Origin of the sequence: Pseudonocardia ammonioxydans, assembly GCF_900115005.1 — a bacterium.
Classification (GTDB): Bacteria; Actinomycetota; Actinomycetes; order Mycobacteriales; family Pseudonocardiaceae; genus Pseudonocardia; species Pseudonocardia ammonioxydans.
In genome coordinates, this window is the sequence record NZ_FOUY01000001.1 from 210802 (window position 1) to 233264 (window position 22463).

17 protein-coding genes are annotated in these 22463 nt (G+C 75.5%); 7 read left to right on the forward strand and 10 right to left on the reverse strand.

Annotated features, from left to right (window positions below):
- Position 1: 1 nt before the first annotated feature.
- From BM093_RS01070 to BM093_RS01105, 8 genes are all read right to left on the reverse strand, one after another.
- Positions 2 to 946: an MsnO8 family LLM class oxidoreductase gene (locus BM093_RS01070; RefSeq protein ID WP_093335773.1), complete on the reverse strand. Its 945-nt coding sequence runs from the start codon at positions 944 to 946 to the stop codon at positions 2 to 4.
- Positions 947 to 988: 42 nt separating this feature from the next.
- Positions 989 to 1375 (reverse strand): cold-shock protein, encoded by a 387-nt coding sequence (locus tag BM093_RS01075; RefSeq protein ID WP_093335776.1) that lies wholly within the window; start codon positions 1373 to 1375, stop codon positions 989 to 991.
- Between the two features lie 163 nt (positions 1376 to 1538).
- On the reverse strand, positions 1539 to 3197 hold the full coding sequence (locus tag BM093_RS01080; protein WP_093335779.1) for an AMP-binding protein: 1659 nt from the start codon (positions 3195 to 3197) through the stop codon (positions 1539 to 1541).
- Between the two features lie 121 nt (positions 3198 to 3318).
- Positions 3319 to 4950, reverse strand: coding sequence for a phospholipase D-like domain-containing protein (locus BM093_RS01085; RefSeq protein WP_093335782.1), 1632 nt, complete (start codon positions 4948 to 4950; stop codon positions 3319 to 3321).
- Positions 4951 to 4996: 46 nt separating this feature from the next.
- Positions 4997 to 6184 (reverse strand): S8 family peptidase, encoded by a 1188-nt coding sequence (locus BM093_RS01090; RefSeq protein WP_093335785.1) that lies wholly within the window; start codon positions 6182 to 6184, stop codon positions 4997 to 4999.
- 99 nt (positions 6185 to 6283) lie between these two features.
- Entirely contained in the window at positions 6284 to 7372 is a 1089-nt protein-coding gene (locus BM093_RS01095; protein WP_093335787.1) for a sulfate/molybdate ABC transporter ATP-binding protein, read from the reverse strand.
- Entirely contained in the window at positions 7369 to 8142 is a 774-nt protein-coding gene (locus BM093_RS01100) for an ABC transporter permease (RefSeq protein ID WP_093336535.1), read from the reverse strand. The genes BM093_RS01095 and BM093_RS01100 overlap by 4 nt, the downstream gene beginning before the upstream one ends.
- A gap of 104 nt (positions 8143 to 8246) precedes the next feature.
- The gene (locus tag BM093_RS01105; RefSeq protein ID WP_093335791.1) at positions 8247 to 8651 is read right to left on the reverse strand and encodes a TOBE domain-containing protein; all 405 of its coding nucleotides are present in this window, start codon (positions 8649 to 8651) and stop codon (positions 8247 to 8249) included.
- Between the two features lie 131 nt (positions 8652 to 8782).
- On the opposite strand from BM093_RS01105, the gene BM093_RS01110 reads away from it, so the two are divergent.
- From BM093_RS01110 to BM093_RS01120, 3 genes are all read left to right on the forward strand, one after another.
- Positions 8783 to 9988, forward strand: a complete 1206-nt coding sequence (locus tag BM093_RS01110) for an acyl-CoA dehydrogenase family protein (RefSeq protein ID WP_093335794.1) — start codon at positions 8783 to 8785, stop codon at positions 9986 to 9988.
- Positions 9989 to 10175: 187 nt separating this feature from the next.
- On the forward strand, positions 10176 to 11234 hold the full coding sequence (gene moaA / locus BM093_RS01115; protein ID WP_093335797.1) for a GTP 3',8-cyclase MoaA: 1059 nt from the start codon (positions 10176 to 10178) through the stop codon (positions 11232 to 11234).
- Between the two features lie 8 nt (positions 11235 to 11242).
- Positions 11243 to 11524: a MoaD/ThiS family protein gene (locus tag BM093_RS01120; RefSeq protein ID WP_093335800.1), complete on the forward strand. Its 282-nt coding sequence runs from the start codon at positions 11243 to 11245 to the stop codon at positions 11522 to 11524.
- A gap of 458 nt (positions 11525 to 11982) precedes the next feature.
- Here the strand turns inward: BM093_RS01120 and BM093_RS01125 are convergent, their stop codons facing one another.
- Positions 11983 to 15324, reverse strand: a complete 3342-nt coding sequence (locus BM093_RS01125; protein ID WP_093335803.1) for an Hsp70 family protein — start codon at positions 15322 to 15324, stop codon at positions 11983 to 11985.
- 200 nt (positions 15325 to 15524) lie between these two features.
- Between BM093_RS01125 and BM093_RS01130 the strand changes: the two genes are divergently transcribed.
- The 4 genes from BM093_RS01130 to BM093_RS01145 all read left to right on the forward strand — a co-directional run bounded on the left by BM093_RS01130 (position 15525) and on the right by BM093_RS01145 (position 21050).
- Complete coding sequence (locus BM093_RS01130) at positions 15525 to 16136, forward strand: sensor histidine kinase (protein ID WP_093335806.1); 612 nt, start codon at positions 15525 to 15527, stop codon at positions 16134 to 16136.
- Entirely contained in the window at positions 16127 to 16789 is a 663-nt protein-coding gene (locus BM093_RS01135; protein WP_093335809.1) for a response regulator transcription factor, read from the forward strand. Before BM093_RS01130 ends, BM093_RS01135 begins: the two co-directional genes overlap by 10 nt.
- A 110-nt stretch (positions 16790 to 16899) precedes the next feature.
- Positions 16900 to 18231, forward strand: coding sequence for a sensor histidine kinase (locus BM093_RS01140; RefSeq protein ID WP_093335814.1), 1332 nt, complete (start codon positions 16900 to 16902; stop codon positions 18229 to 18231).
- On the forward strand, positions 18228 to 21050 hold the full coding sequence (locus BM093_RS01145) for a sensor histidine kinase (protein WP_093335817.1): 2823 nt from the start codon (positions 18228 to 18230) through the stop codon (positions 21048 to 21050). Before BM093_RS01140 ends, BM093_RS01145 begins: the two co-directional genes overlap by 4 nt.
- Before the next feature lie 36 nt (positions 21051 to 21086).
- On the opposite strand, the gene sbnA is transcribed toward BM093_RS01145, so the two are convergent.
- On the reverse strand, positions 21087 to 22058 hold the full coding sequence (gene sbnA, locus BM093_RS01150; protein ID WP_093335820.1) for a 2,3-diaminopropionate biosynthesis protein SbnA: 972 nt from the start codon (positions 22056 to 22058) through the stop codon (positions 21087 to 21089).
- Positions 22059 to 22463: the final 405 nt, after the last annotated feature.

A 22463-nucleotide genomic window follows, 5' to 3' on the forward strand; every position in this document is an offset into this window, starting at 1 on the left:
CTCACGGGACGGCCGGGGCCCCCAGCAGCAGCCGGGCCAGTGCCGCGTCGGAGTCGGCGAGGGCGTCGCGGTCCCAGGTCGACGCGGTGACCAGCAGCTCGTCGGCCCCGGTGCGCTCCACCAGGTCGTCGAGTCCCTCGGCGACGGTGTCCGGGTCGCCGGCGATGGTGCGGGCGCGGGCCGCCGCCACGATCTCGCGCTGACGGCGGGTCAGGGCCCGGTCCGGGTCCGGTGGTTCCAGCGGCGGGAACGCACCGGTCGTCCGGGCCGCGGCCAGTGCCCAGGCCTCGGACAGCGCCAGGTCGGGGTGGCCCACCAGGACGTCGGCGGACACCAGCAGCCGCGCGGCGTCCCCGGCGCGGGCGCGGTAGCGGTCGAGGGCGGCCCGGTCGTCGAGCACCGGCCCGCCGACCACGGCCGGCAGCCCCAGCTCCCCGGCCAGGTCCAGGCCCGCACCGGTGGCCAGCAGGAACAGCGGGATCGGCCGGTCGGGGCGGGGCCGGGCGGTGACCGGCGCGGTGCCCTCGAGATGGGAGCGCAGCTCGTCGATCGCGGCCCGGAACGCCGCGTCGTCCGACGCGCCTGCCCGCAGGGCCCGGCGGACCGGTGCGGTGAAGCCCGGCGTCCGCCCGATCCCCAGGTCGATGCGCCCCGGATGGAGCGCGTCGAGCATCGCGGCCTGCTCGGCGACGACCAGCGGCTGGTGGTTGGGCAGCATCACGCCGCCGGAGCCGACCCGGATGGTGCCGGTCGCCGCCGCGACCGACGCCATCAGCACCGGCGGGCTGCCGGAGGCGATCCCGGGCACGGCGTGGTGCTCGGCCACCCAGAACCGGTGGTAGCCGAGCCGTTCCGCCCGCCGGGCCCGGTCGACGGTGTGCCGCAGCGCGGCCGAGTCCGGTTCCCCGGCCCGGGTCCGCGAGCGGTCCAGCAACGACAGGCGCACGACCGGGTCAACGCCCGGCCGGGCCCGGGCATTTCGGGCGGGTCAGCCGTCGAGGTCCCGGGCGACGGCGCGCACCACGTCGGCGGCCAGCTTGCACGTCTTCCGGTCGGGGTAGCGTCCGTGCCGCAACGCCGGCTGGACCTTGTTGTCCAGCAGCCGCATCATGTCCTCGATCAGGCCGTGCAGTTCCTCGGCGGGGCGCCGGGTGTTCTCCACCGCGGACGCCTGCTTCTCGACCACGCGCACGGACAGTGCCTGGGGGCCCCGACGGCCCTCGGCCATGCCGAACTCGACGCGCTGACCGGACTTGAGCGCCTCCACGCCGGACGGCAGGGCCGCCTTGCGCACGTAGACGTCCTCACCGCCGTCCTGGGAGAGGAAGCCGAAGCCCTTCTCCGCGTCGTACCACTTCACCCTGCCGGTGGGCACCGTGCTCCTCGATTCCTGCGCTGCTTCTGCTGCTGTGCTGCTGCGACTGGCTCGTCGTTCCGACCATCCGTGCACGACAAACATCCGTGCACGACAAACGCGCCCGGAGAGCCGGAGGCCCCGGACGCGTCGTCGCCATGGTACCGCGTGACAGCGGTCGCGGTCAGGCGTTCCGGACGGCGTCGTCGAGGCCGAGCAGCCCGAGCGAACGCTCCCGCATCTCGATCTTGCGGACCTTGCCGGTGACCGTCATCGGGAACTCCTCGACCGTCAGCACGTAGCGAGGGATCTTGTAGTGCGCGAGCTTGCCGGTGGCGAACTCGCGCAGCGACTCCGCGGTCAGCTCCGCGGCACCCTCGCGCAGGATGACCCAGGCGCACAGCTCCTCGCCGTAGCGGGGGTCCGGGACGCCGATGACCTGGGCGTCGAGGACGTCCGGGTGGGTGTAGAGGAACTCCTCGATCTCGCGCGGGTACACGTTCTCGCCGCCGCGGATCACCATGTCCTTGATCCGGCCGGTGATGTTGACGTAGCCCTCGTCGTCCATGACGGCGAGGTCGCCGGTGTGCATCCAGCGGGCCCGGTCGATCACCTCGGCGGTCTTGTCCGGCTGGTTCCAGTAGCCGAGCATCACCGAGTAGCCGCGGGTGCAGAACTCACCGGGCTCGCCGCGCGGGACCGTCCTGCCGGTCTCCGGGTCGACGACCTTGATCTCCAGGTGCGGGTGCACCCGGCCGACCGTGGAGACCCGCAGGTCCAGCGAGTCGTCCACCCGGGTCTGGGTGGAGACCGGAGAGGTCTCGGTCATGCCGTAGCAGATCGTCACCTCGGCCATGCCCATCCGCTCGACGACCTGCTTCATCACCTCGACCGGGCACGGCGACCCGGCCATGATCCCGGTACGCAGGCTGGACAGGTCGTAGGACTCGAACTCCGGGTCGTTGAGCTCGGCGATGAACATCGTCGGCACGCCGTACAGCGAGGTGCAGCGCTCCTGCTCGACGGCCTTCAGCGTCGCCTTCGGGTCGAAGCCCTGGGCCGGGATGACCATGGTGGCGCCGTTGGTGGTGCAGCCGAGGTTGCCCATGACCATGCCGAAGCAGTGGTAGAAGGGCACCGGGATGCAGACCCGGTCGTCGGCGGTGTACCCGCACAGCCGGCCGACGTAGTAGCCGTTGTTGAGGATGTTGTGGTGCGACAGCGTCGCGCCCTTGGGGAACCCGGTCGTCCCGGACGTGTACTGGATGTTGATCGGGTCGTCCGCGGTGAGCGAGGCCTGGATCCCGGCCACCCGGTCCGTCTCCGCCCCGCCCGCGGCCAGTGCGTCCCACTCCGCCGAGCCGATGATCACGACGCGCTGCAGGTCCGGGCAGTTCCCGCGGACCTCGCCGATCATCGCCTCGTAGTCCGAGGTCTTGAACGCACTCGCCGCGACCAGCGTCGAGATCCCGGCCTGCTTGAGCACGAACTCCAGCTCGTGGGTCCGGTAGGACGGGTTGATGTTGACCAGGACGACGCCGATCTTGGCGGTGGCGTACTGGACCAGGGTCCACTCGGCCATGTTCGGCGCCCAGATGCCGAGCCGGTCCCCGGTCTCCACACCGGCCGCGAGCAGGCCGCCGGCGAGCTTCTCGACGTCCTCGCGCAGCTGGGCGTAGGTCCAGCGGCGGCCGGTCGACACCTCGACCAGCGCGTCGTTGTCGCCGAACGCGGCAGCGGTGCGGTCGAAGTTGGCGCCGATCGTGTCGCCGAGCAGCGGGGTGTCCGAGGTCCCGGAGGCGTACGAAGGGACGACCGGGGTTCCGGCGGCGGGGGAGGTCACGACGTTGTTCTCCTCGACAGTGATCGTGCGATCGAGACCACATCCTCGCCCCGTCCGGCGCGTGCTGCCAACACCTCCGAAAGAAGAGGCGGCGGCAGGGTGAGTCAGCGACCCCGGCGGATCAGGACGAGCCCAGCCGCCGTCCGGCCCGCTTCCCGGACTCCGCCACCCGCGCCGCACCGCGGGCCGCGCCGCGCGCGGCGCGTTGCAGCGGTTTCGGCGACGGCTCCGGCCACGGCCCGACCGGGACCAGCACGCGTTCGGCCGGGGCGAAGCCGGCCGGATAGCCGGGCACCCGCCAGGTCCCCGCCGGGGCGTCCGGCGGCAGCCACTGCGGCCGCCACATCCCGATCGCCAGGTCCAGGTCCTCCAGGTACGGCCGCAACTCGTCGGTCAGCTCGGTCCGCAGGTGCTCGGCCCACAGCCGGACCCGCAGGTCGCGCACCGTGTCGCCGCTGGTGACCAGCGCGGTGTTCAGCTCGGTGTCGGTGCCGCGCATGGAGCGGGAGAAGAAGTTCGCCGAGCCGACGGCGGCGAAGACGTCGTCGACCAGCATCAGCTTGGTGTGCACCGTGAGGTCCTCGATCCGGTGCATGATCACGTTGCCGCGGTCGGCGGGCGCCAGCTTGTCGATCACGTCGCGCTGGACGTCGCCGGTGACCTTGCGCCGCAGCTTGTTGACCCCGGCCTCGACCGGGTCCTTGCGCCCCGAGCAGACCAGCACGATCCGCACCCCGCGGGCGGCGGCCTCGCGCAGCAGGCCGTAGAGCCGGAACGCGCGGCGCCCGCCGGGGACCTCGTAGAAGTACTGGTCCTCCAGGTAGATGTAGTGCCGCGCGGCGCGGATCGCGGCGGCGAGCGCGTGGAACACCTCCTGCACGCCGTAGCGGGGCAGCACCGTCCAGTGCCGCCGGTACAGCGTCCCGAAGTGGTCGATCTTCCACGGCCGCAGCGACCGCAGGACCTGCACCGCGGTGCCCGGCGCGGGCCGCGGCGGGGCGGGCGGGGCGGGCGCCAGTGCGGGCGGGAACGGCCCGGGGTTCATCTCCGCCCAGGTCACCGGCGTCACCATGAACCGGCGCGGCGGCAGCGTCACCGTCTCGGCCCAGCGCCCCCGGTAGAGCTCCCAGACCCGGGCCGCCGCCGGCCCCCGGAGCCGGACGGCGCCGTCGTGCCAGCCCCAGCGCTCGGTGCCGACCGAGAGCCGGTCGTGCGGCTCGGCGTCGTAGCGGTCCGAGGACAGGTCCAGGCCACCGACGAAGGCGGTCAGCTCGCCACCGACGTGGGCCAGCACCACCTTCTGGTGGTGGCAGCCGATCCCGGAGCCGGACCAGTCCAGCAGCACCCGGCCGTGCAGCGCCGGGCGGCGGCGCAGCTCGCGCACCGCGAACGCGTTCGCCCGGAAGGGGCCGATCGCCACGCCGGGCACCGACCCGGAGAACACCGCCGCGGTCAGCAGCACCCGCACGTCCACCCCGGACTCCGCCAGCCGGGCCAGCCGGTCGGCGAGGGACTCGTAGCCGTCGGTCCCGGGCTCGGCGCCGGTGAGGTCCATCCCCGGCTCCAGGTTCAGCCCGGTGATCAGGACGGTGTCGCCCGGACCGGCCCGGTCGAACAGCGCGCGCAGCTCGGCGAAGTACTCGACCCCGTCGACGATCGGGTGCCACTCGGTGTCGTCCCGGTACGTCGGGCACTGCGGGGTCCCCGGCACCAGGTACCGGGCGACGAGGTCGTCGAGATCGGCTCCGGACATGCCGGGACCGTAGCGGCCTGCCCGGCCCCGTCCGGTGCCGTGCCGCCTACAGACCGCCGGTCTGCAGCAACCGGTTCGGCGTCCCGCCGGTGCCCCCGCCGTCGATCCGTCCGCCGACCGCGTTGTCGATCAGCCACTTCTTCACCGTCCCCGACGGCTGGTCGCCACGGGCCTGCTTGTAGAGGGCCGCGACCCCGGCCGCGAACGGCGCCGCCATCGAGGTGCCGCTGTAGGAGGCGGTGCCGCCGCCGGGCACCGGCGAGACGATCCGGCTGCCGGGGGCGTAGAGCGACACGCACGACCCGGTCGAGGAGTTCGAGGCCCGCCGGTCCTCGATCGTGGAGTTCGCGACGACCAGCACCCCGCTGACCGCGCGCGGCAGTGCGGAGCAGTCGTCGCCGCCGGTGTTGCCCGCCGAGGACGCGGCGAACACCCCGCCGTCGATCATCCGCTGCACCGCCTGCTGCAGCATCGGCGAGTTCCCGTAGCTCCACGACATGACCGCGACCGACGGGCCCCGCTTGTGCTGCACCACCCAGTCGATGCCGGCGAGCAGCGACGACAGGGTGCCGGTGCCGTGGCAGTCCAGGACCTTCACCGAGCGGATGTTCGCCCCGGGCGCGACGCCGTGGTCCTTCGCCGCGGCGATCCCGGCGACGACCGTGCCGTGCCCGTCGCAGTCCTCGTCGCGGTCGTCGATCGTGTTCGCCACGAGCTCGGCCCGGCCGCCGAACTGCGGGTGCCGCGCGTCCACACCGGTGTCGAGCACGAACACGTCGACCCCGGAGCCGTCCGCGCTGTGCCGGTACTGCCCGTCGAGCGGCAGGTCCGGCTGGTCGATCCGGTCGAGGCCCCAGTTGCCCGGCGCCTGCTCGGCCTGCGCCCGGCCGGACGGTGCGTCCTGGTGGACGGCCTGCGGGTCGAGCGGCGTGATCGTCCGGTCCTCCTCGACCCCGACGACGCCGGGCCGCCCGCGCAGCTCGGCGGCCTGCGCGGGGTCCAGCGGGGCGGCGAACCCGTGCACCACGCTGTCGAACGTGGCGGTCGGCTCGGCACCCACGGCCTCGGCCGCGGCCCGGGTCTGGCCGGCCGACGCCGTCTGGACCAGGTATCCGGTGGGCGCCCCCGGCACGCTCTCCGCCGCGAGGGCGACGGGCGCGAGCGGGACACCGAGCCCCGTCACCAGCACGGCGGCGATGACCGACAGGGCGGCACGGGAACGCGACGGGTTCACGGAACGCGACGCTATGCGGCTGTGGCGAATGGTGCGAGAGACACGATGGTGGCTCGGGTGACTTCTGTGACCGATGGGGTGACAGTGTGTTTCCAGGCCTCACTTCATCCCGTGCACGGCCACCTCGGTCGCCTTCACCGCGAACCACATCGCGTGGCCCGGCTCGACACCCAGGTCGGCGACGGCGGCGGGGGTGACGTCCGCGGCGAGCCCGTCCACCCAGTCCGGGCCGCTCGCCGGCGCCGCGGCCCGCACCCGCACGGTGTCGCCGCGCGGTTCCAGCGCCGCCACCCGGACCCGGAACACGTTGCGCGGGCTGCCCTCGGGGCGTTCGGCGTGCACGGACACCGCCGACGGCGGAAACACCGCCACCGCGGCCTCGCCGGTCACCACCTCGACGGCGTGCCCGTGCAGCTCGACACCGTCGGCGGTCCGCAGGCCGGTGCCGTCCGCGGTCCCGGGCACCAGGTCCAGGCCGGCGATCCGGGCCGAGAACGGGCTGCGCGGCCGCGCGAGCACCTCGCGGGCCGGCCCCTGCTCCACGATCCGGCCCCGGTCGAGCACGACGACCCGGTCGGCGAGCACCAGCGCGTCGAGCGCGTCGTGGGTGACCAGCAGCGCCGTCTGCTTCGCGTCCGCGATCACCCGGCGCAGCAGGGTGCGCATCGCGGGGGTGGCGTCGACGTCCAGCGCGGCGAGCGGCTCGTCGAGCAGCAGCAACCCGGGCTCCGGGGCGAGCGCGCGGGCCAGCGCGACCCGCCGCTGCTGCCCGCCGGAGAGCTGGGCCGGGCGCCGGTCCGCGAGCTCCGCCGCGCCGACGGCGGCCAGCAGCCCGCGGGCCCGCTCCTCGGCCGCACCCCGCCCGGCGCCCTGCGCGCGCGGCCCGAAGGCCACGTTGGCCAGCGCGGACAGGTGCGGGAACAGCAACGCCTCCTGGGCGAGCAGGCCGATCCCGCGCCGGTGCGGGGGGACGAACGTGCCGTCGGCGGTGTCGAGCAGGGGCCGCCCGGCGACCCGCAGCCGCCCGTCGTCCGGGCGGAGCAGGCCGGACAGGATGCCGAGCAGGGTCGACTTGCCCGCGCCGTTCGGCCCGAGGACGGCGACGACCTCGCCCTCGGCGACCGAGAGATCCACGTCCAGCGCGAAACCGGCCCGCTCGAGGCGGGCGGTGAGCTCGACCCCGCTCACCCGCGGCCGTCCAGACCGCGGGGCCTGCCCACCACGATGACGACCAGCGAGACCACCACCAGCAGCAGCGACAGCGCGACGGCCCCGGCGACGTCGGTCTCCCCCTGCAGGTAGACCAGCAGCGGCAGGGTCCGGGTGGTGCCCTCGAGGCTGCCGGCGAACGCGATCGTCGCGCCGAACTCGCCCATGCAGCGGGCGAAGGCCAGCACCAGGCCGGACGCCAGCCCGGGCAGCACCAGCGGCAGCGTCACCCGGCGGAAGGCCAGCCCCGGGGACGCCCCGAGGGTCGCCGCCGTCGCCTCGTAGCGCTCCCCCGCCGTCCGCAGCGCACCCTCCAGGGACACGATCAGGAACGGCATCGCGACGAAGGTCTGGGCCAGGATCACCGCGACCGTCGTGAACGGGATGAAGATCCCGAACGCGGCGTCCAGACCGGAGCCGACCAGCCCGTTCGCACCGAGCAGGAACAGCAGGGAGAGCCCGCCGACGACCGGCGGCAACACCAGCGGCAGCAGCACGACCGAGCGGATCGCGCGCAGCGCGCCGGGCCACCGGTTGAGCCGCCCGCGGGCCAGTACGACGGCGAGCGGGCCGCCGAGCAGCAGGCAGAGCGTGGTCGACACGGCCGCGGTGAGCAGCGACAGGCGCAGCGCCGACAGCGCCGCGTCGCTGGTCAGCAGCTGCGGCATCGCCGCCCAGTCGGCCTCCCAGAGCAGGCCGGCCACGGGCAGCGCCACCAGCAGGAACCCGATCCCGGCCGGGACCCACATCCAGCCCGGCAGGCCGACCCCGGTGCCGTGCCGGTCGGCGACCCCCTCCCGGCGCGGCGGCCGGGCCGGGCTCGCCGACCGCGGCCCCGTCGTCCGGGCGGTCGTCACAGATGGCCGCCCGGCGTCTCGACCACGACGTTCGTCGACTTGATCACCGCCACGGCGAGCGCGCCGGGTTCGAGGCCGAGGTCGCGCACGGCCTCACTGCTCATCAGCGACACCACCCGGTGCGGGCCGCACTGCATCTCCACCTGCGCCATCACCGTGTCGGCGACGACCGAGGTGACCAGGCCGACCATCCGGTTGCGGGCCGAACGCTGGACCACGGAGGGATCGGGCGGGGCGGTGGCGTGCTCGCGGGCGAACTCGGCCAGCGAGGCCCCGTCGATGACCTTGCGGTTGGACGCGTCCGCCTGCACCGGCAGCGTCCCCGCATCCACCCACCGGCGGACGGTGTCGTCGCTGACGCCGAGCAGCCGCGCGGCCTCGGAGATCCTGAAGTGCGGCACGACCCGGATACTAGGGTCGCGCCTGCGGTCGGGCCACGCCGGATGTCACGCAGATCCACCGGCTCCCCCGGCCGTCCGCCCGCGCAGCCGTCCCGTGCCGCACCGGAGCGGGGTGTGGTCTGATCGTCGGCGTGGACTTCGCACCCAGTGCCGTGGCGACCGACTACACCGCGCGGATGCGCGCCTTCCTCGACGAGAAGGTCCTGCCCGCCGAGGCGGAGTACGACGCCTTCCGGGCCGAGCGGCGCGGCACCCCGCAGGAGTGGGACCTGCCGCCGGTGGTCGAGTCGCTGAAGAGCGAGGCCCGCGAACGCGGGCTGTGGAACCTGTTCCTGCCGGCGATCTCGGGCCTGTCGAACCTGGAGTACGCACCCGTCGCCGAGGTATCGGGCTGGTCGCCGGTGATCGGCCCCGAGGCGATCAACTGCCAGGCCCCGGACACCGGGAACATGGAGACGCTGCACCTGTTCGGCACCGACGAGCAGAAGCAGCAGTGGCTGGAGCCGCTGCTGGCCGGGGAGATCCGGTCGGCGTTCGCGATGACCGAGCCCGACGTGGCGTCCTCGGACGCGACCAACATCGAGACCCGGATCCGCCGCGACGGCGACGACTACGTCATCGACGGCCGCAAGTGGTGGATCTCCGGTGCCGCCGACGAGCGCTGCCGGATCTTCATCATCATGGGCAAGACCGATCCGGACGCCTCCCCCCACCGGCAGCAGTCGATGATCCTGGTCCCCCGCGACACGCCGGGGCTGGAGATCGTCCGGCACCTGCCGACGTTCGGCTACCAGGACCAGCACGGCCACTCCGAGCTGCGCCTGGACGGCGTGCGGGTGCCGGCGTCGAACCTGCTCGGCGAGGAGGGCGGCGGGTTCGCCATCGCTCAGGCCCGGCTCGGCCCGGGGCGCATCCACCACTGCATGCGGCTGATCGGGATGGCCGAGCGGGCGCTGTCGCTGATGGTGGAGCGCGCGCAGGCCCGGGTCGCGTTCGGGAAGCCGCTGGCCGAGCAGGGCGTCGTCCGCGAGCAGATCGCGCTGTCCCGGATGGAGATCGAGCAGGCCCGGCTGCTCACGCTCAAGACCGCCTGGCTGATCGACAACCACGGCGCCAGGGGCGCGGCCACCGAGATCGCGGCGATCAAGGTCGTCGTGCCGCGGATGGCGTGCACGGTGATCGACCGCGCGATGCAGGTGCACGGCGGCGGGGCGATGAGCGACGACTTCCCGCTGGCCTACTTCTACGCCTGGGCCCGCGCGCTGCGCTTCGCCGACGGCCCGGACGAGGTGCACATCCGCTCGGTCGCCCGCCAGGAGCTCAAGGCGCACCGGTAGCCGGTCCCAGCCGTCGGTCTCAGCCGTCGGTAGTCACCGCGTACCTGTCCTTTCGACTAGGTACACGGTGACTAGTTCCGCATCTGCGACGGCGTCGCCGGAGTGACCCCCGCGGGTGCGGATCATGCCGCTGAGCTGGGAGAATCCGTCGTGGCCGGGCGCGACGGAGAGGGTTAGCCTCGCGTCCATGACCACGGAGCTCGGCCTGCCGTCCCTGCGCGGCGGCCCGTCCCGGGACCCGGCCCGGCCCGGCGATCCGCGTCTGATCGACGGGTTCGGCCGGGTGGCGACGGACCTGCGGATCTCGCTCACCGACCGCTGCAACCTGCGCTGCACCTACTGCATGCCCGCCGAGGGCCTGGACTGGATGCCGCGCGAGGAGCAGCTCACCGACGACGAGCTGAACCGGCTGATCGCGATCGCCGTGCACGAGCTCGGTATCGAGGAGCTGCGCTTCACCGGTGGCGAGCCGATGCTGCGCAAGGGCCTGGAGAACGTGCTGTCCGCGGCCTCGGCGCTGCAGCCGCGCCCGGACATCTCGCTGACCACCAACGGCATCGGCCTCGCCCGGCGTGCGGAGGCCCTCGCCGCGGCCGGGGTGGACCGGCTCAACGTCTCGATGGACACCCTGCGCCCGGAGCGGTTCGCCGAGATCACCCGGCGGGACCGGCTGCAGGACGTGACCGACGGGATGGCCGCCGCACACGCCGCGGGCATGCGCCCGGTGAAGATCAACGCGGTGCTGCTGCGCGGGGTGAACGACGACGAGGCGGCCGACCTGCTCGCGTTCGCGCTCGAGCACGGCTACCAGCTGCGCTTCATCGAGCAGATGCCGCTCGACGCCCAGCACGGCTGGCGCCGCTCGGAGATGATCACCGCCGAGGAGATCCTGGACCGGCTCGAGCAGCGGTTCGTGCTGACCCCGTCCGACGAGGACCGCGGCGGGGCGCCGGCGGAGAAGTTCCTCGTCAACGGCGGGCCGGACGTCGTCGGGGTGATCGCCTCGGTGACGCGGCCGTTCTGCGGCTCCTGCGACCGGACGCGGCTCACCGCCGACGGCCAGGTCCGCACCTGCCTGTTCGCCACCGGCGAGACCGACCTGCGGGCGATGCTGCGCGGCGGCGCGTCCGACACCGAGATCGCCGACGTCTGGCGCGACGCCATGTGGGGCAAGAAGGCCGGCCACGGCATCGACGACCCCGGATTCCTGCAACCCGCGCGCCCGATGAGCGCGATCGGAGGATGAGCCTTCCCATGACGACCGGTGCCGTCGACACGGCCACCCGCACCCTGACCGTGCGTTACTTCGCCGCCGCCAAGGCCGCCGCGGGCACGGCGGAGGAGACCGTCGCGATCCCCGAGGGCGCGACCGTCGCCGACGCCGTCGCCGCGCTCGGTGCCGCGCACGGCGCCGAGCTGGGACGCGTGCTGGAGCGCTGCAGCTTCCTGCTCGACGAGGTCGCGGTGCGCGACCGCTCCGCCGCCCTCGGCGGGGCCGCCACGCTGGACGTGCTGCCGCCGTTCGCCGGGGGCTGAGCCTCCGGCTCCCGCCCGCTCCGGTCCCGTCTCGATCAGCACGATCTCGCCCCGGCCGGGGCCGGAAGCGTGCTGATCGACCGGGGTGCTTCCCTGCCCGAGCGCCACGGGGCGCACGAACGTGCATCTCACCCGCCGGCGCTCGTCGATCAACACGCAACTGCCCCGCAGAGGGCAGAAGCGTGCACCTCGACTGCCCCGCGCCCGTCGATCATCGCGCGACCGTCCTGCGCGGGGCGCTGACGTGCATCTCGACCGCCCCGCACCTGTCGATCAGCGCGTTCTCGCCCGACAGACGGCAGAAGGGCGCACCTCAGCCGCACCGCACTCGTCGATCAGCGCGTTCTCGCTCTGCCCGGGCGGCGGCGTGGCCGGGTGTGCCGGGCAGGTGCCCGGTGATCGACAGCCGAGGAGCTTCCGCGCGCCCCGCTCCAGGACGGGTGACCGTCGTGGGGCGGTCAACCGGCGATGTCGAGGACGCTCAGCGTGCCGTCGTTGAGGTTGCTGACGTAGGCCTGCTTGCCGTTCGGCAGCACCGCGACGCTGGTCGGGCCGTCCCCGACCGGGAGGGTCGCCGTCACCGTGTAGGTGTCGGCACTGATCACCGAGACGGTGTCGTCGGTGACGTTCGCGGTGTAGGCGAACCGGCCGTCCGGTGACCAGGCGATCGCCTGCGGGTTCACCCCGACGGGGACGGTCGCGACCACCGTGTCGGTCGTGGTGTCGGTGAACGAGACCGAGGCGGCGTCGTAGTTGACGTTGGCGACCAGCGGCCGGGACGGGTTGACCGCGACACTGTGCGGGCTCGTGCCGACCGGGACCTCGGCGACGACGCCGTCGTTCGCGGTGTCGAGCACGCTGATCAGGTTCGACTCGTGGTTCGCGGTGTAGAACCGGCTGCCGTCCGGGGAGATCGCCACCCAGTGCGGGTTCGGCGCCACCCGGATGTCCGCGGTGACCTCGTTCGTGGCCGTGTCGATCACCGAGACCGTGCCCGAGTCGTGGTTGGGCACGTAGACCTTGCTGCCGTCCGGGGTGACCGCCAGCGCGAACGGGCGGGTCTGCACCGGCACGGTCGCGACGACCGAGTTCGTGGTCGTGTCGAGGACCGCGACGGCGGCGATCGTGCGCGCCTCGTCGAACACGCTGACGTAGACGTGCCCGCCGTCCGGTGCGAAGGCCACGTACTGCGGCGGCCCGGCCGGCACGCGGATCGTGGCCGTGACCCGGTTGACCGAGGTGTCGATCACGGTGACGACGCCCGCGGCGCGGTTCGCCACGTAGGCGAGCCTGCCGTTCGGGGACACCGCGACGAACCCGGACGTCGCTCCGGCCGGCACGGCCTGGCCGAGGGTCGGAATCGGCACCGCGACGGCGACCCCCTCCTCGGCGGGCGGCTCGACCGCGCTGGGCTGGGCGATGCCGTCCCCGACGAGGAGGCCGTACCCGCCGGTGACCAGGTAGACCGCACCGGCGCCGAGCGCCAGCACCGCGACGACCGCGATGGCGAGCAGCCGGCTGCGGCCACGGCGGCCGTCGCCCCGCGGCGGCGGTGGGGGCGGGCCGGCCACCGTCGGTCGTTCCGGTGGCGGAGTGCCCGGCCCCTCGGACGACGGCGGTGCGGCCGCCGACGACGACGCCGCGCGGGCCCTGGCCGCGTCGGCCCCGCCCACCGCGTCGTGCGCGCCGGCGGCGGTACCGGCGGCGAGGGTCTCCCCCGCACCCGCTCCCCGGCCGGACGGCAGGAACCCCGAGCGCCGGGACCTGCCCCCCGGAGCGCCGGGGCCGCCGGTCGGTGCGGACGCTCCGTCGCCCCCGGACACCCGGTCCGGTGCGCCGGTCCGACCGGTCGTTCCCGACGGCTCGGCGCCGGATCCGTGCGTCGGCCACCCGGTGGCCCCCCGCGCCCCCGCGGAGCGGGCCGAGGCGCCGGGTGCCTGCCCGGCACCCGGCGATCCGGTGTCGCTTCCTCGCGCCCCCGGATCCGGCACGGGCCATCCGGTGGACTCCTGCGACCCCGCGGCCGGTGCCGCGGACCGCGCCGTGGCGCCGGGCGGTGCCGACCCGGCTGCGCCCACCGCGCCCGCGGCACCGGCCGCGGGCGGCCGCGGCATCCCGGCGGACTCGGCCCCGGGCGGGCGCGGGAGCCCGGCCGGGGCCTGCGCCGACGACCCCTCCGGCCCGCCGGGTGGGCGGGGCAGACCGCTCGCCGCGGCGGCCGGGCGGACCGCGGAGCCCGCAGAGCCGGCAGAGCCCGTAGAGCCCGTAGAGCCCGACAGTGCCGCCGCCCCGGCGGCCCCCGCCGCGGGGTCCGCCGACCTGTCACCCGGGATCGCGGGCCCCGGAGCCCCGGGCTCCCGTGGTCCGGCACCCGACAGCGATGAGCCGGCGGAGCTCGCCGGACGGGGCAGCGCTCCGGGGGCGGCCGGCGCGGACGGGGTCGTGGCACGCGGCCCCTCGGACGAGGCGGTCCCCGGCGTCGCCGACCCCGGCGGTCCGGCACCGGCCGGCCCGGGCGGTGAGGCCGCCCCCGACCGCCCCGCACCCGGAGCCCCGGCCTCCGACGGTCCCGTCCCCACCGCCCCGGACCCGGCCGCGCCGGATCTCGTTGCGTCGGATCCCGGTGTCCTGGACCTGCTCGCGCCGGGCCGTGCGGACCCGGCGCCCGCGACCCCCACGGCGTGCCCGTTCGCCGACGGCGCTCCGGCCGCGCCCTCCTCCCCCGCGCCCGCCCGGGCCAGCTCCGCGGCCCCCAGCGCGACCGCGTACTTCGGGTGGGTGTCGATCACGATCGGCCGCCCGAGCGCCTCGGAGAGCATCCGGGCGACCAGCGGGATCCGTGACGAGCCGCCGACCAGCAGCACCGCGCTGAGGTCCGCCGGCTCCACCCGGGCCGACTGCAGGGTGCGGGTGAGCGCACCGATCGTCGACTCGATCTGGGCCCGGATCATGTCCTCGAACTCGTCCAGGGTGAGCCGGACGTCGAAGTGCCGCTGCGGCAGGAACACCGGGATCGTCGTCTCGGTGTCGACCGACAGGGCCTCCTTGGCCAGCACGCAGTCCTGGCGCAGCCGCGCCATCGCCACCGACGTCTGCGTGTCGCCGAGATCGAGCTCGGTCAGCGCACCGCCCGCCTGGAAGTTGACGAACGACAGGATCGCCTCGTCGAAGTCCACCCCGCCGAGCCGTTCGATGCCCTCCGGCGTCCCGAGGATCTCGATGCCGTCGTGGTGGTTGCGCAGCACCGTGGCGTCGAATGTGCCGCCACCCAGGTCGTAGACGGCGACGGTGTCGCCCTCGCCGAGGCTGCGCGACGCGGCGTAGTGGGCGGCGGCCGCCTCGGGTTCGGTGACCGCGCGCTGCACCGTCGTGCTGCCGGTGGGCAGCCCGGCGGCCTCCGGCACCTCGTCGAAGAGCTCGCGCCGGTACGGCCCCCAGTTGGCGGGGTGGGTGAGCACCAGACGGTCGGGCCCCCGGCCCTCGGTGTCGCCGACCCGGGCGACGACGTCGCCGAGCACGGCACCGAGCAGCGTCGACACCCCGAACGCCGCGCCGCCGAGGATCACCGGGGTGGGGTCGCCGAGGCGGCGCTTGAACTCGCGGGAGACCCGGTCGGGGTGGCTGACCGCCCGGCGGACGGCGGCGTCGCCGGTGACCAGCTCGCCGTCGGCCCGCGCGTAGACGGCGGCCGGGGACACGACGCTCCGGTCGCCCAGGGTGAACATCTCCACCCGGGACGCGTGCGCGACCGCGGCGGCGACGAACGTCGTTCCGAGATCGACTCCCAGGCTGTAGCCCACCGACCCACCTCCCGGTGCGGGACGCGCGCCGCCCGCCGGGACCTGCCCCGGCCGGAACGACACGCCGACGACTTGGCACTCGCCACAGCCGTCGTGTCGTTACATCCCACGCCCCCGACCCGGGCACAAGGGTGCCGTCCCTACCACCGGGTGGGGCCCACCCGCTTCCGTGCCGCCGCGCGCGGCGGCACGCTCGACCGATGACGGTCGATCCCGCATGCCGGGACGGGGACGCCGTGCCCCCGCCGGGGCCCGGTCGCGTGACCGGATGGTCGCAGTGGTCCCAGCGGCGCGGGCTGGAACGCCGTCTGCACGACGGTGCGGCGCTACGGGTCTCGGCGCTCGCGCTGCGGCTGGGCCTCGTCCGCTGCCGGCTCCCCGAGGACGACGTGGAGCTGCACGCGGCCGTCGACGGGATGCAGGACGAGCTGCACGCCGTGCTCCAGGAACTGCGTGGGATCGCGGCCGCGCTCTACCCGCCGCTGCTCGACGAGGCCGGGCTCGGGCCGGCGCTGCGTGAGGAGGCCGACCGCCGCGGGGTCGGCGTCACCCTCGACGTGCCGGACAACCGGTTCGGGGCGACCGCCGAGGGCGCCGCCTACTTCGCCGTCGCGGCGAGCCTGGCCGCCCGCCCGGCCGGGCGGATCACCGTCGCCGCCCACCGGGACGGCGCCGACCTGCTGCTCCGGGTGCACGGCGTTCCCCGGGCGCACGCGGCGCACTTCCGCGAGGGTGCCGAGCCGCTGGGCGGGAGCGTCGGTGTCGGCGGGGGCGACCCGGTGACGATCACGGCGAGGTTCCCGTGCGGGTAGCGCTGGCCGAGGACGGCGCCCTGTTCCGGGAGGGTCTGCAGATGCTGCTGCGTGCCGCGGGGCACGAGGTCGTCGGCTGCGCGGCGGGCGGCGACGAGCTGGTCGCGATGCTGACCGGGGTGCACGCCGACGTCGCGGTCCTCGACATCCGGATGCCCCCGGAGCCCGACGGCGGCCTGGTCACCGCCGAGCGGCTGCGGGCCCTGTACCCGTCGATGGGCCTGCTGTTCCTGTCGCACTACGCGGAGTCGCACTACCTGATGCGGATCCTCGACATCGGGACCGACGCGATCGGCTACCGGCTCAAGGAGAAGGTCGGCAGCGTCGAGGTCCTGACCGACACGCTCGACCGGATCCACGACGGCGAGATCGTGATCGAGCCGGTGCTGGCCAAGCGGCTGGTCGAGCGCCCGCGCGGCGACCGCCGCAACGCGCTCGGCGTGCTCACCGAACGCGAGCTCGACGTGCTGCGGGTGATGGCCGAGGGCAGGTCGAACACCGGCATCGCGGCCCAGCTCTACGTGACGCCCAAGGCCGTCGAGAAGCACATCGCGAACATCTTCGGCAAGCTCGGGCTGACCACCGAGACCACCCAGCAGCACCGGCGGGTGCTCGCGGTGCTGACCTACCTCCGCTCGCAGGACGCCGGCTGACCGGTACCGGCCGGGGCCGGGTCGCCGTACCGTTGCGCTGCTCGGATCCGGGGCGGGTGGTGGAGATGGGTCGAGCCGGGAGGACCGGAGCCGCCCTGGCGGCGCGTGTCGTGCGCCCGCTGACCGTCACGGCCGGGGTGCTGGCGGTGTTCGTGCTGGTCGTCGGCGTCGTCGGTGCGCGGGCCTGGGCCGGGCCGGTCGCCGTGCTGTTCCCGTTCGCGGCCGCCGCGGTGGCCGCGCTCGCGACCGCGGCGGCGCTGCCGCGGCTGGACCGCTGGGCGCGCCGGCTGGACCCGCACCGCACCGGGACGCCGTACTCGGCACTGGCCCGGGCCACCGCCCGGATCCGGGCCGGGACCCTGCCGGCGGCGCTGCCCGGCCTGGCCGAGGCGATCGCCGAGGGCACCGGGGCACACCGCGCCGTGGTGTGGCTGGCGGTCGAGGACCGGCTCGTCGCGACCGCCGTCCACCCGCCGGGCGCGGTCCGGGGCGACGGTGCCGGTCGGGGCGGGACCGACGACGGCGAGCTCTCCGTCCCCGGGATGGCCGTGCTCCTCGCCCGCCCGGACACCGACCACGTCGTCCCCGTGCTGGACGGCGAGCAGCTGCGTGCCGCGCTGGCGATCGGGAAGGCCGGGGCCGCCGTCACCGAGGACGACCGCCGCCTGCTGCGCGACCTCGCGCACGGCGCCGGTGCGCTGCTGCGCGAGGTGCAGCACGGCGTCGAGCTGGAACGGCGGGTCCGGCGCGCGGACGAGCTGGCCGACGAGCTGCAGCGGTCCCGGGAGCGGCTGGGCCGGGCCCGCGACGTCGAGCGCCGCCGCCTGGTCGGGGAGCTGTCGCACGCGACCGCCGGCCGGCTGGTCACGCTGCGGGACGGGCTCCGCGGCGCCCGCGACGCGCTGGCCGCCGGGACCCCGCCCGAGGAGGTCCGTGCCGGGCTGGCCCACACCCGGACCGCGCTGGAGGAGCTGCTGGAACGGTTCCGCTCGATCGCCCGCGGGGTCTACCCGTCGGTGCTGCGCGACCAGGGCCCGGCCGCGGCGTTGGAGGAGCTGGTCGCCGACCTGCCCCGCCCGGTGCGCCTGGAGTCGGCGGTGGACCGGCGGCTCGCCTGGGAGATCGAGTCGGGCATCTACTACCTGGCCGCGGCGGCGGCGCAGCACCTGGCCGCCCGGCCCGCTGGCCCGGAGCTGCTGGTCCGGCTGGCCCTCGGCGGTGGACGACTGTCGGTCCGGGTCGAGGACCCCGCGCCCGGGGCCGACGCCGCGACGCTCGGCGACGCCCTGGCGATCGACGTCGAACGGCTGCACGCGCTCGGCGGCACGGTCGACCTCGGCACCGACGACGGCGCGGTCGTCGTGCACGGCAGGCTGCCGGAGCGTCTCGAGCCGCTGGTCGATCCGGCCGGCACCGTGTCCGCGGCCGGATCCGGGCCGTGACCGCTCCGCCGGCCCCCGTCCCCGGCACCGAGCCGATGGCCCGGGCCCTGCTCGACCACGCGTGCAGCGCGCTGGGGCTGCTGCTCGCGGTCGTCCTGCTGTACGCGGGCGGCCGGTCGTGGTCGCTGCGCCTGGCCGCGGTCGCCGCGACGGCCACGGCGGCGGCGTTCGACCTGCAGGTCGCGGCGTTGCTCGACGCGGCGGCCGGGCCGCTCCCGCGGCTGCTGCTCACCGCCGTGGCCTGCGCCGCCGCCGTCGCGGCGATGCTGCTGTTCCCCTCGCCCGGGCCCGGCCGGTGGGGCGGGGCGGCCGCCGCGACGGCTGCCGCGGCAGCCGTCCTCGGGGTCGCCGGCACCGCCGTGGCCGGGGCGGCGACCGGCTGCGTGGTGTTCTTCGGGTTCCTGCTGCCGACGACCGGGCTGGTCGCGTTGCGGGCCCGGCTGCGCGCCGGGGCGGACTCCGCGTCGCGGGCCCGGGTCCGGCTGCTGCTGTGCGCGTCGGCGGCGACGCTGGTGATCGCGGTGGTGCTGATGCTGGTCACCGCGCTGCTGGTCGCGCTCGACCGCCCGGGCCTGACCCTCGAACCGGGCGGGCCGCCGGTCGCGCTGCTGTTCTGGTTCGCCCGGGTGGCCGCGACGGCGCTCGGGGCGGCGGCGCTGCTGGCGTCGGGATCCGGCCCCCGGGTGCGGACGGCGCAGCACGTGTTCGGCCGGGCCCTGGCCGTCACGCTGGTGGCGGCCGTCGCCGGCGGGACCCTCGCGGCGCTGGTCGCGGTGCTGAGCGCCGCCGGCGCGGGCCCGGTGGGCGCCGTCGCGCTGGCCGGGCTGCCGGTGGCCGTGGCGTTCCGCCCGCTGTACCTGTGGACCGAGGCGTTCGCCGACCGGTTGCTGCACGGGACCCGCCCGACCCCGTACAGCGTGCTGGCCGGGGTGACCGCGCTGTCGCACGCTCCGGCGAGTGACGCACCGGACCTGGACCGGGTGGCCGAGGGCGTCGGCCGGGGTCTGGGCGCCACCACGTGCCGGCTGACCGTGTACCGGACCGGGCTGCGCGACCGCACCTACACCTGGTCGGACCCGCAGGCCGGCCGGGCCGCGGACGGCGACGCGCTCGTGCGGGTGCCCGTCCGGCAGGGCGAGGAGGAGCTGGGCGAGATCGCGGTGGACCGGGAGGCGGCGCAGGGCCTGCGGGGCGACTGGCGGAACCTGCTGCCCGACATCGCCGACAGCCTGGGCGTGGTGCTGCACGCGAACCGCTCGGCCATCGAGCTGGAGCGTCAGCTGCGGGCCGCGCTGGCGCACGGCGAGCGGATCGCGGCGGCCCGGCGGGACGCGGTCGCCCGGATGGACGCCGAGCGCCGCCGCGTCGAGCGGGACCTGCACGACGGCGCCCAGCACCACCTGGTGAGCCTCGGGCTGAGCCTCGGCCTGGTCGAGCACCTGGTCTCGGCCGGGGAGCACGAGCAGGCCCGGGACCGGCTGGACACGCTGCTGGCGCAGGTCGACGGCGCCGAGGCGGTGCTGGCCGAGACCGTCGGCGGGGTCTCCTCGGCGGTGCTGGCCGGGCAGGGCCTCGTCGCGGTCCTGCAGGACACCCTGGCCGGCTCCGAGCCGCCGGTGACGATCGAGCACGACGGCGTGCCCCCGGACCGGCGCTACCCCGACGAGATCGCCGACACCGCGTACTTCTGCTGCCTGGAGGCCGTGAACAACGCCCGCAAGCACGCCGCAGGCGCCCCGGTGACGGTCCGTATCGCCGAGCGGGACGCCACGCTGACGATGACGGTCCGCGACGAGGGCCCCGGCTTCGTCCCGGACCCGGGACCGGGCACGCCCCCGGCACGGGGCCGGGGCCTGCGCAACCTCACGGTGCGCCTGGTCGCCGTCGGCGGGACGGTCGCGGTGCGCTCCGCCCCCGGTGCGGGGACGACGGTGCTGTGGTCGCTGCCGCTGCCCTCGGGCGACGTCGGCGCCACGGCGGCGACCGCGGCCGTGGCCGTGGCCGTGGCGGCCGGCGACACCGCGCTCGGGAGCACGGCCGGCGCGCAGACAGCCAGCGGGCAAACGGCCGGCGGGCAAACGGCCGGCGCTCGAACAGCCGACCGGCAGGCAGCCGACCGGCAGGCAGCCGACCGGCAGGCAGCCGACGGGCAGGCGACCGGCGAGCAGGCAGCCGATGGGCAGGCAGTGGACGGCACGACCGTCGGACTCCCGGCCGTCACACCCGCCGGCGCCGGCGACCGGACCGCCCCGGACCCGGGCGGGCCCCGCCGGCCCGCGCCGGGCGGGGTCCGCGAGCAGGTCCGCGAGCTGCTGGGTACCGGTGCCGAGGTCTACGCCGGCACCCCGCACTCCGCGGCGCTCGCCGGTGCCGCCGCGACCCTCGACCGGGTCCCGCCGGCGGCCGGGCACGACGGCGTGCTCGCGGCCCGGTCCGCGCTGGCGGCGCTGGAGGAGGTGCTGCGGACCGCGCAGCCGTCACCTCCCGGGGCGGAGCCGCTGCGCTACCGGGTCGAACGGGTGCGGGCCGAGGCGTACGAGCTGGTCGAGGCCGAGCTCGTGGCGGCGCTGCACGGTCCCGGCGGGGCGCTGGCCGGTGACCTGCGCGAGTCCGCCGAACGGCTGCTCGGCGGGTGCGGGGCCGATCCGGCGGCCCGGCTCGGGCTCCCGCCCGGCGCGGCGCCCGGCGAGGTGCACCGGGCCGCCGGGCACGAGCTGGCGCGGTGGCAGCGCCTCGCCGGGAACCCCGCGTCGACCGGGGCCGTGCGGGCCGCGGCGGCGGTGCTGGTCCGGACCTGCGAGCGGCTGCTCGCCGGCTGATCCGCCCGGCCGGAATGACCGGACTGCTCGGGCTGATCAGGCTGCGGCGAACGCGTCGTCGAGGACGTCCGCGCCGTAGAGGTCCTCGACCCAGTGCGGCTGGTAGATCGTGTCCAGGTAGCGCTCGCCCAGGTCGGGGGCCAGCGCGACACAGGTCATCCCGGGCGTGCCGTGCTCGGCCAGCCAGGCGGCCGCCCCGCTGACCACGGTGCCGGTGGAGCCGCCGAACAGGAAACCGGTGCGGGCCAACCGGTGGCAGGTCCGGACGGTGTCGGCCTCCTCGACCAGCACGACGTCGTCGACGACGGACTCGTCGAGCTGGGGCGGCCGGTCGCCGCTGCCCAGGCCGGGGATCATCCGCCGCGCCGCCGGGCCGCCGAAGGTCACCGAGCCGACGCTGTCGACGGCGACGATGCGGACGTGCGGGGCGTTCTCCCGGAAGTACCGGGCGACACCCATCAGCGTGCCGCAGGTGCCGGCACCGACGAAGACCACGTCGACGTCCGGGAACTCGGCCGCGATCGCCGGCCCGGTGGTCGCGTGGTGGGCCTTCCAGGCGTTCGGGTTCTCGTACTGGTTCAGCCACACGAAGCGCTCGTCGGACTCGCACAGCTCGCGGACGTGGTTCTTGCGGGCGCCGAGCAGGCCCAGCTCCGGGTCCGGCTCGGTGATCACGTGCACCTCGGTGCCCAGCGACTCCATCAGCCGGCGGGTCGCCAGGTTGCAGCGGGCGTCGGTGACGCACACGAACCGGTAGCCCCGGTTCGCGGCGATCATGCTGAGCGCCACGCCCAGGTTCCCGGAGGAGGACTCGACCAGGAACGACCCCGGCCGCAGGATGCCGTCCCGCTCGGCGGCCTCGACCATCGCCGTGGCTGCCTTGAGCTTGACCGAACCGGCGAAGTTGAAGCCCTCGCACTTGAGGTACAGCGCGTGCCCGAGGGTCGGGAACAGGTCGACGTACAGGTCGTCCTGGTTGAACTGCTGGGGACCGGTGATGACCGACATCGGGACCGCCTCCTCGCTCGTTGCGACTGCCGTCAACGGTCGCGGCCGGCGGCCTCCCGCTCGATCGTGTCCGCACCCGCTCCCGCGGAGGCCGCCCCCGTCCCCGGGTGGGGTCAACCCCCGGGTGGCCACACGACCCGGCCGTGGGGTCCGCCCGGCTCCCCGCGGGCGCCCGGCGGCGGATGCTCGACGGGCACCGGCAGCCCGCCGGCAGCGCACACCGGCGAACACCGGCGAGGAGCGTCATGGCCGCACCGACCGTTCACCGATCACCCGTCGTCAGAACTGGCTATCGCGCCCCGGACGGCCCCGGTACGGCGTTGACCGGTGCGGACACCGGTGCCAGCCTTCGCGCCTGCGTCGACGACCGGGAGGTGCCGGCCGGGGTCCTCCCGTCCCCCGGAG

Excerpts from the sequence above, each read along its gene's own strand:
- BM093_RS01085 (WP_093335782.1), bottom strand. The coding sequence starts at position 4,950 with ATGTCCGGAGCCGATCTCGACGACCTCGTCGCCCGGTACCTGGTGCCG.
- moaA (WP_093335797.1), top strand. The coding sequence starts at position 10,176 with ATGACCACGGAGCTCGGCCTGCCGTCCCTGCGCGGCGGCCCGTCCCGG.
- sbnA (WP_093335820.1), bottom strand. The coding sequence starts at position 22,058 with ATGTCGGTCATCACCGGTCCCCAGCAGTTCAACCAGGACGACCTGTAC.
- BM093_RS01120 (WP_093335800.1), top strand. The coding sequence starts at position 11,243 with ATGACGACCGGTGCCGTCGACACGGCCACCCGCACCCTGACCGTGCGT.
- BM093_RS01130 (WP_093335806.1), top strand. The coding sequence starts at position 15,525 with ATGACGGTCGATCCCGCATGCCGGGACGGGGACGCCGTGCCCCCGCCG.
- BM093_RS01100 (WP_093336535.1), bottom strand. The coding sequence starts at position 8,142 with ATGTGGGTCCCGGCCGGGATCGGGTTCCTGCTGGTGGCGCTGCCCGTG.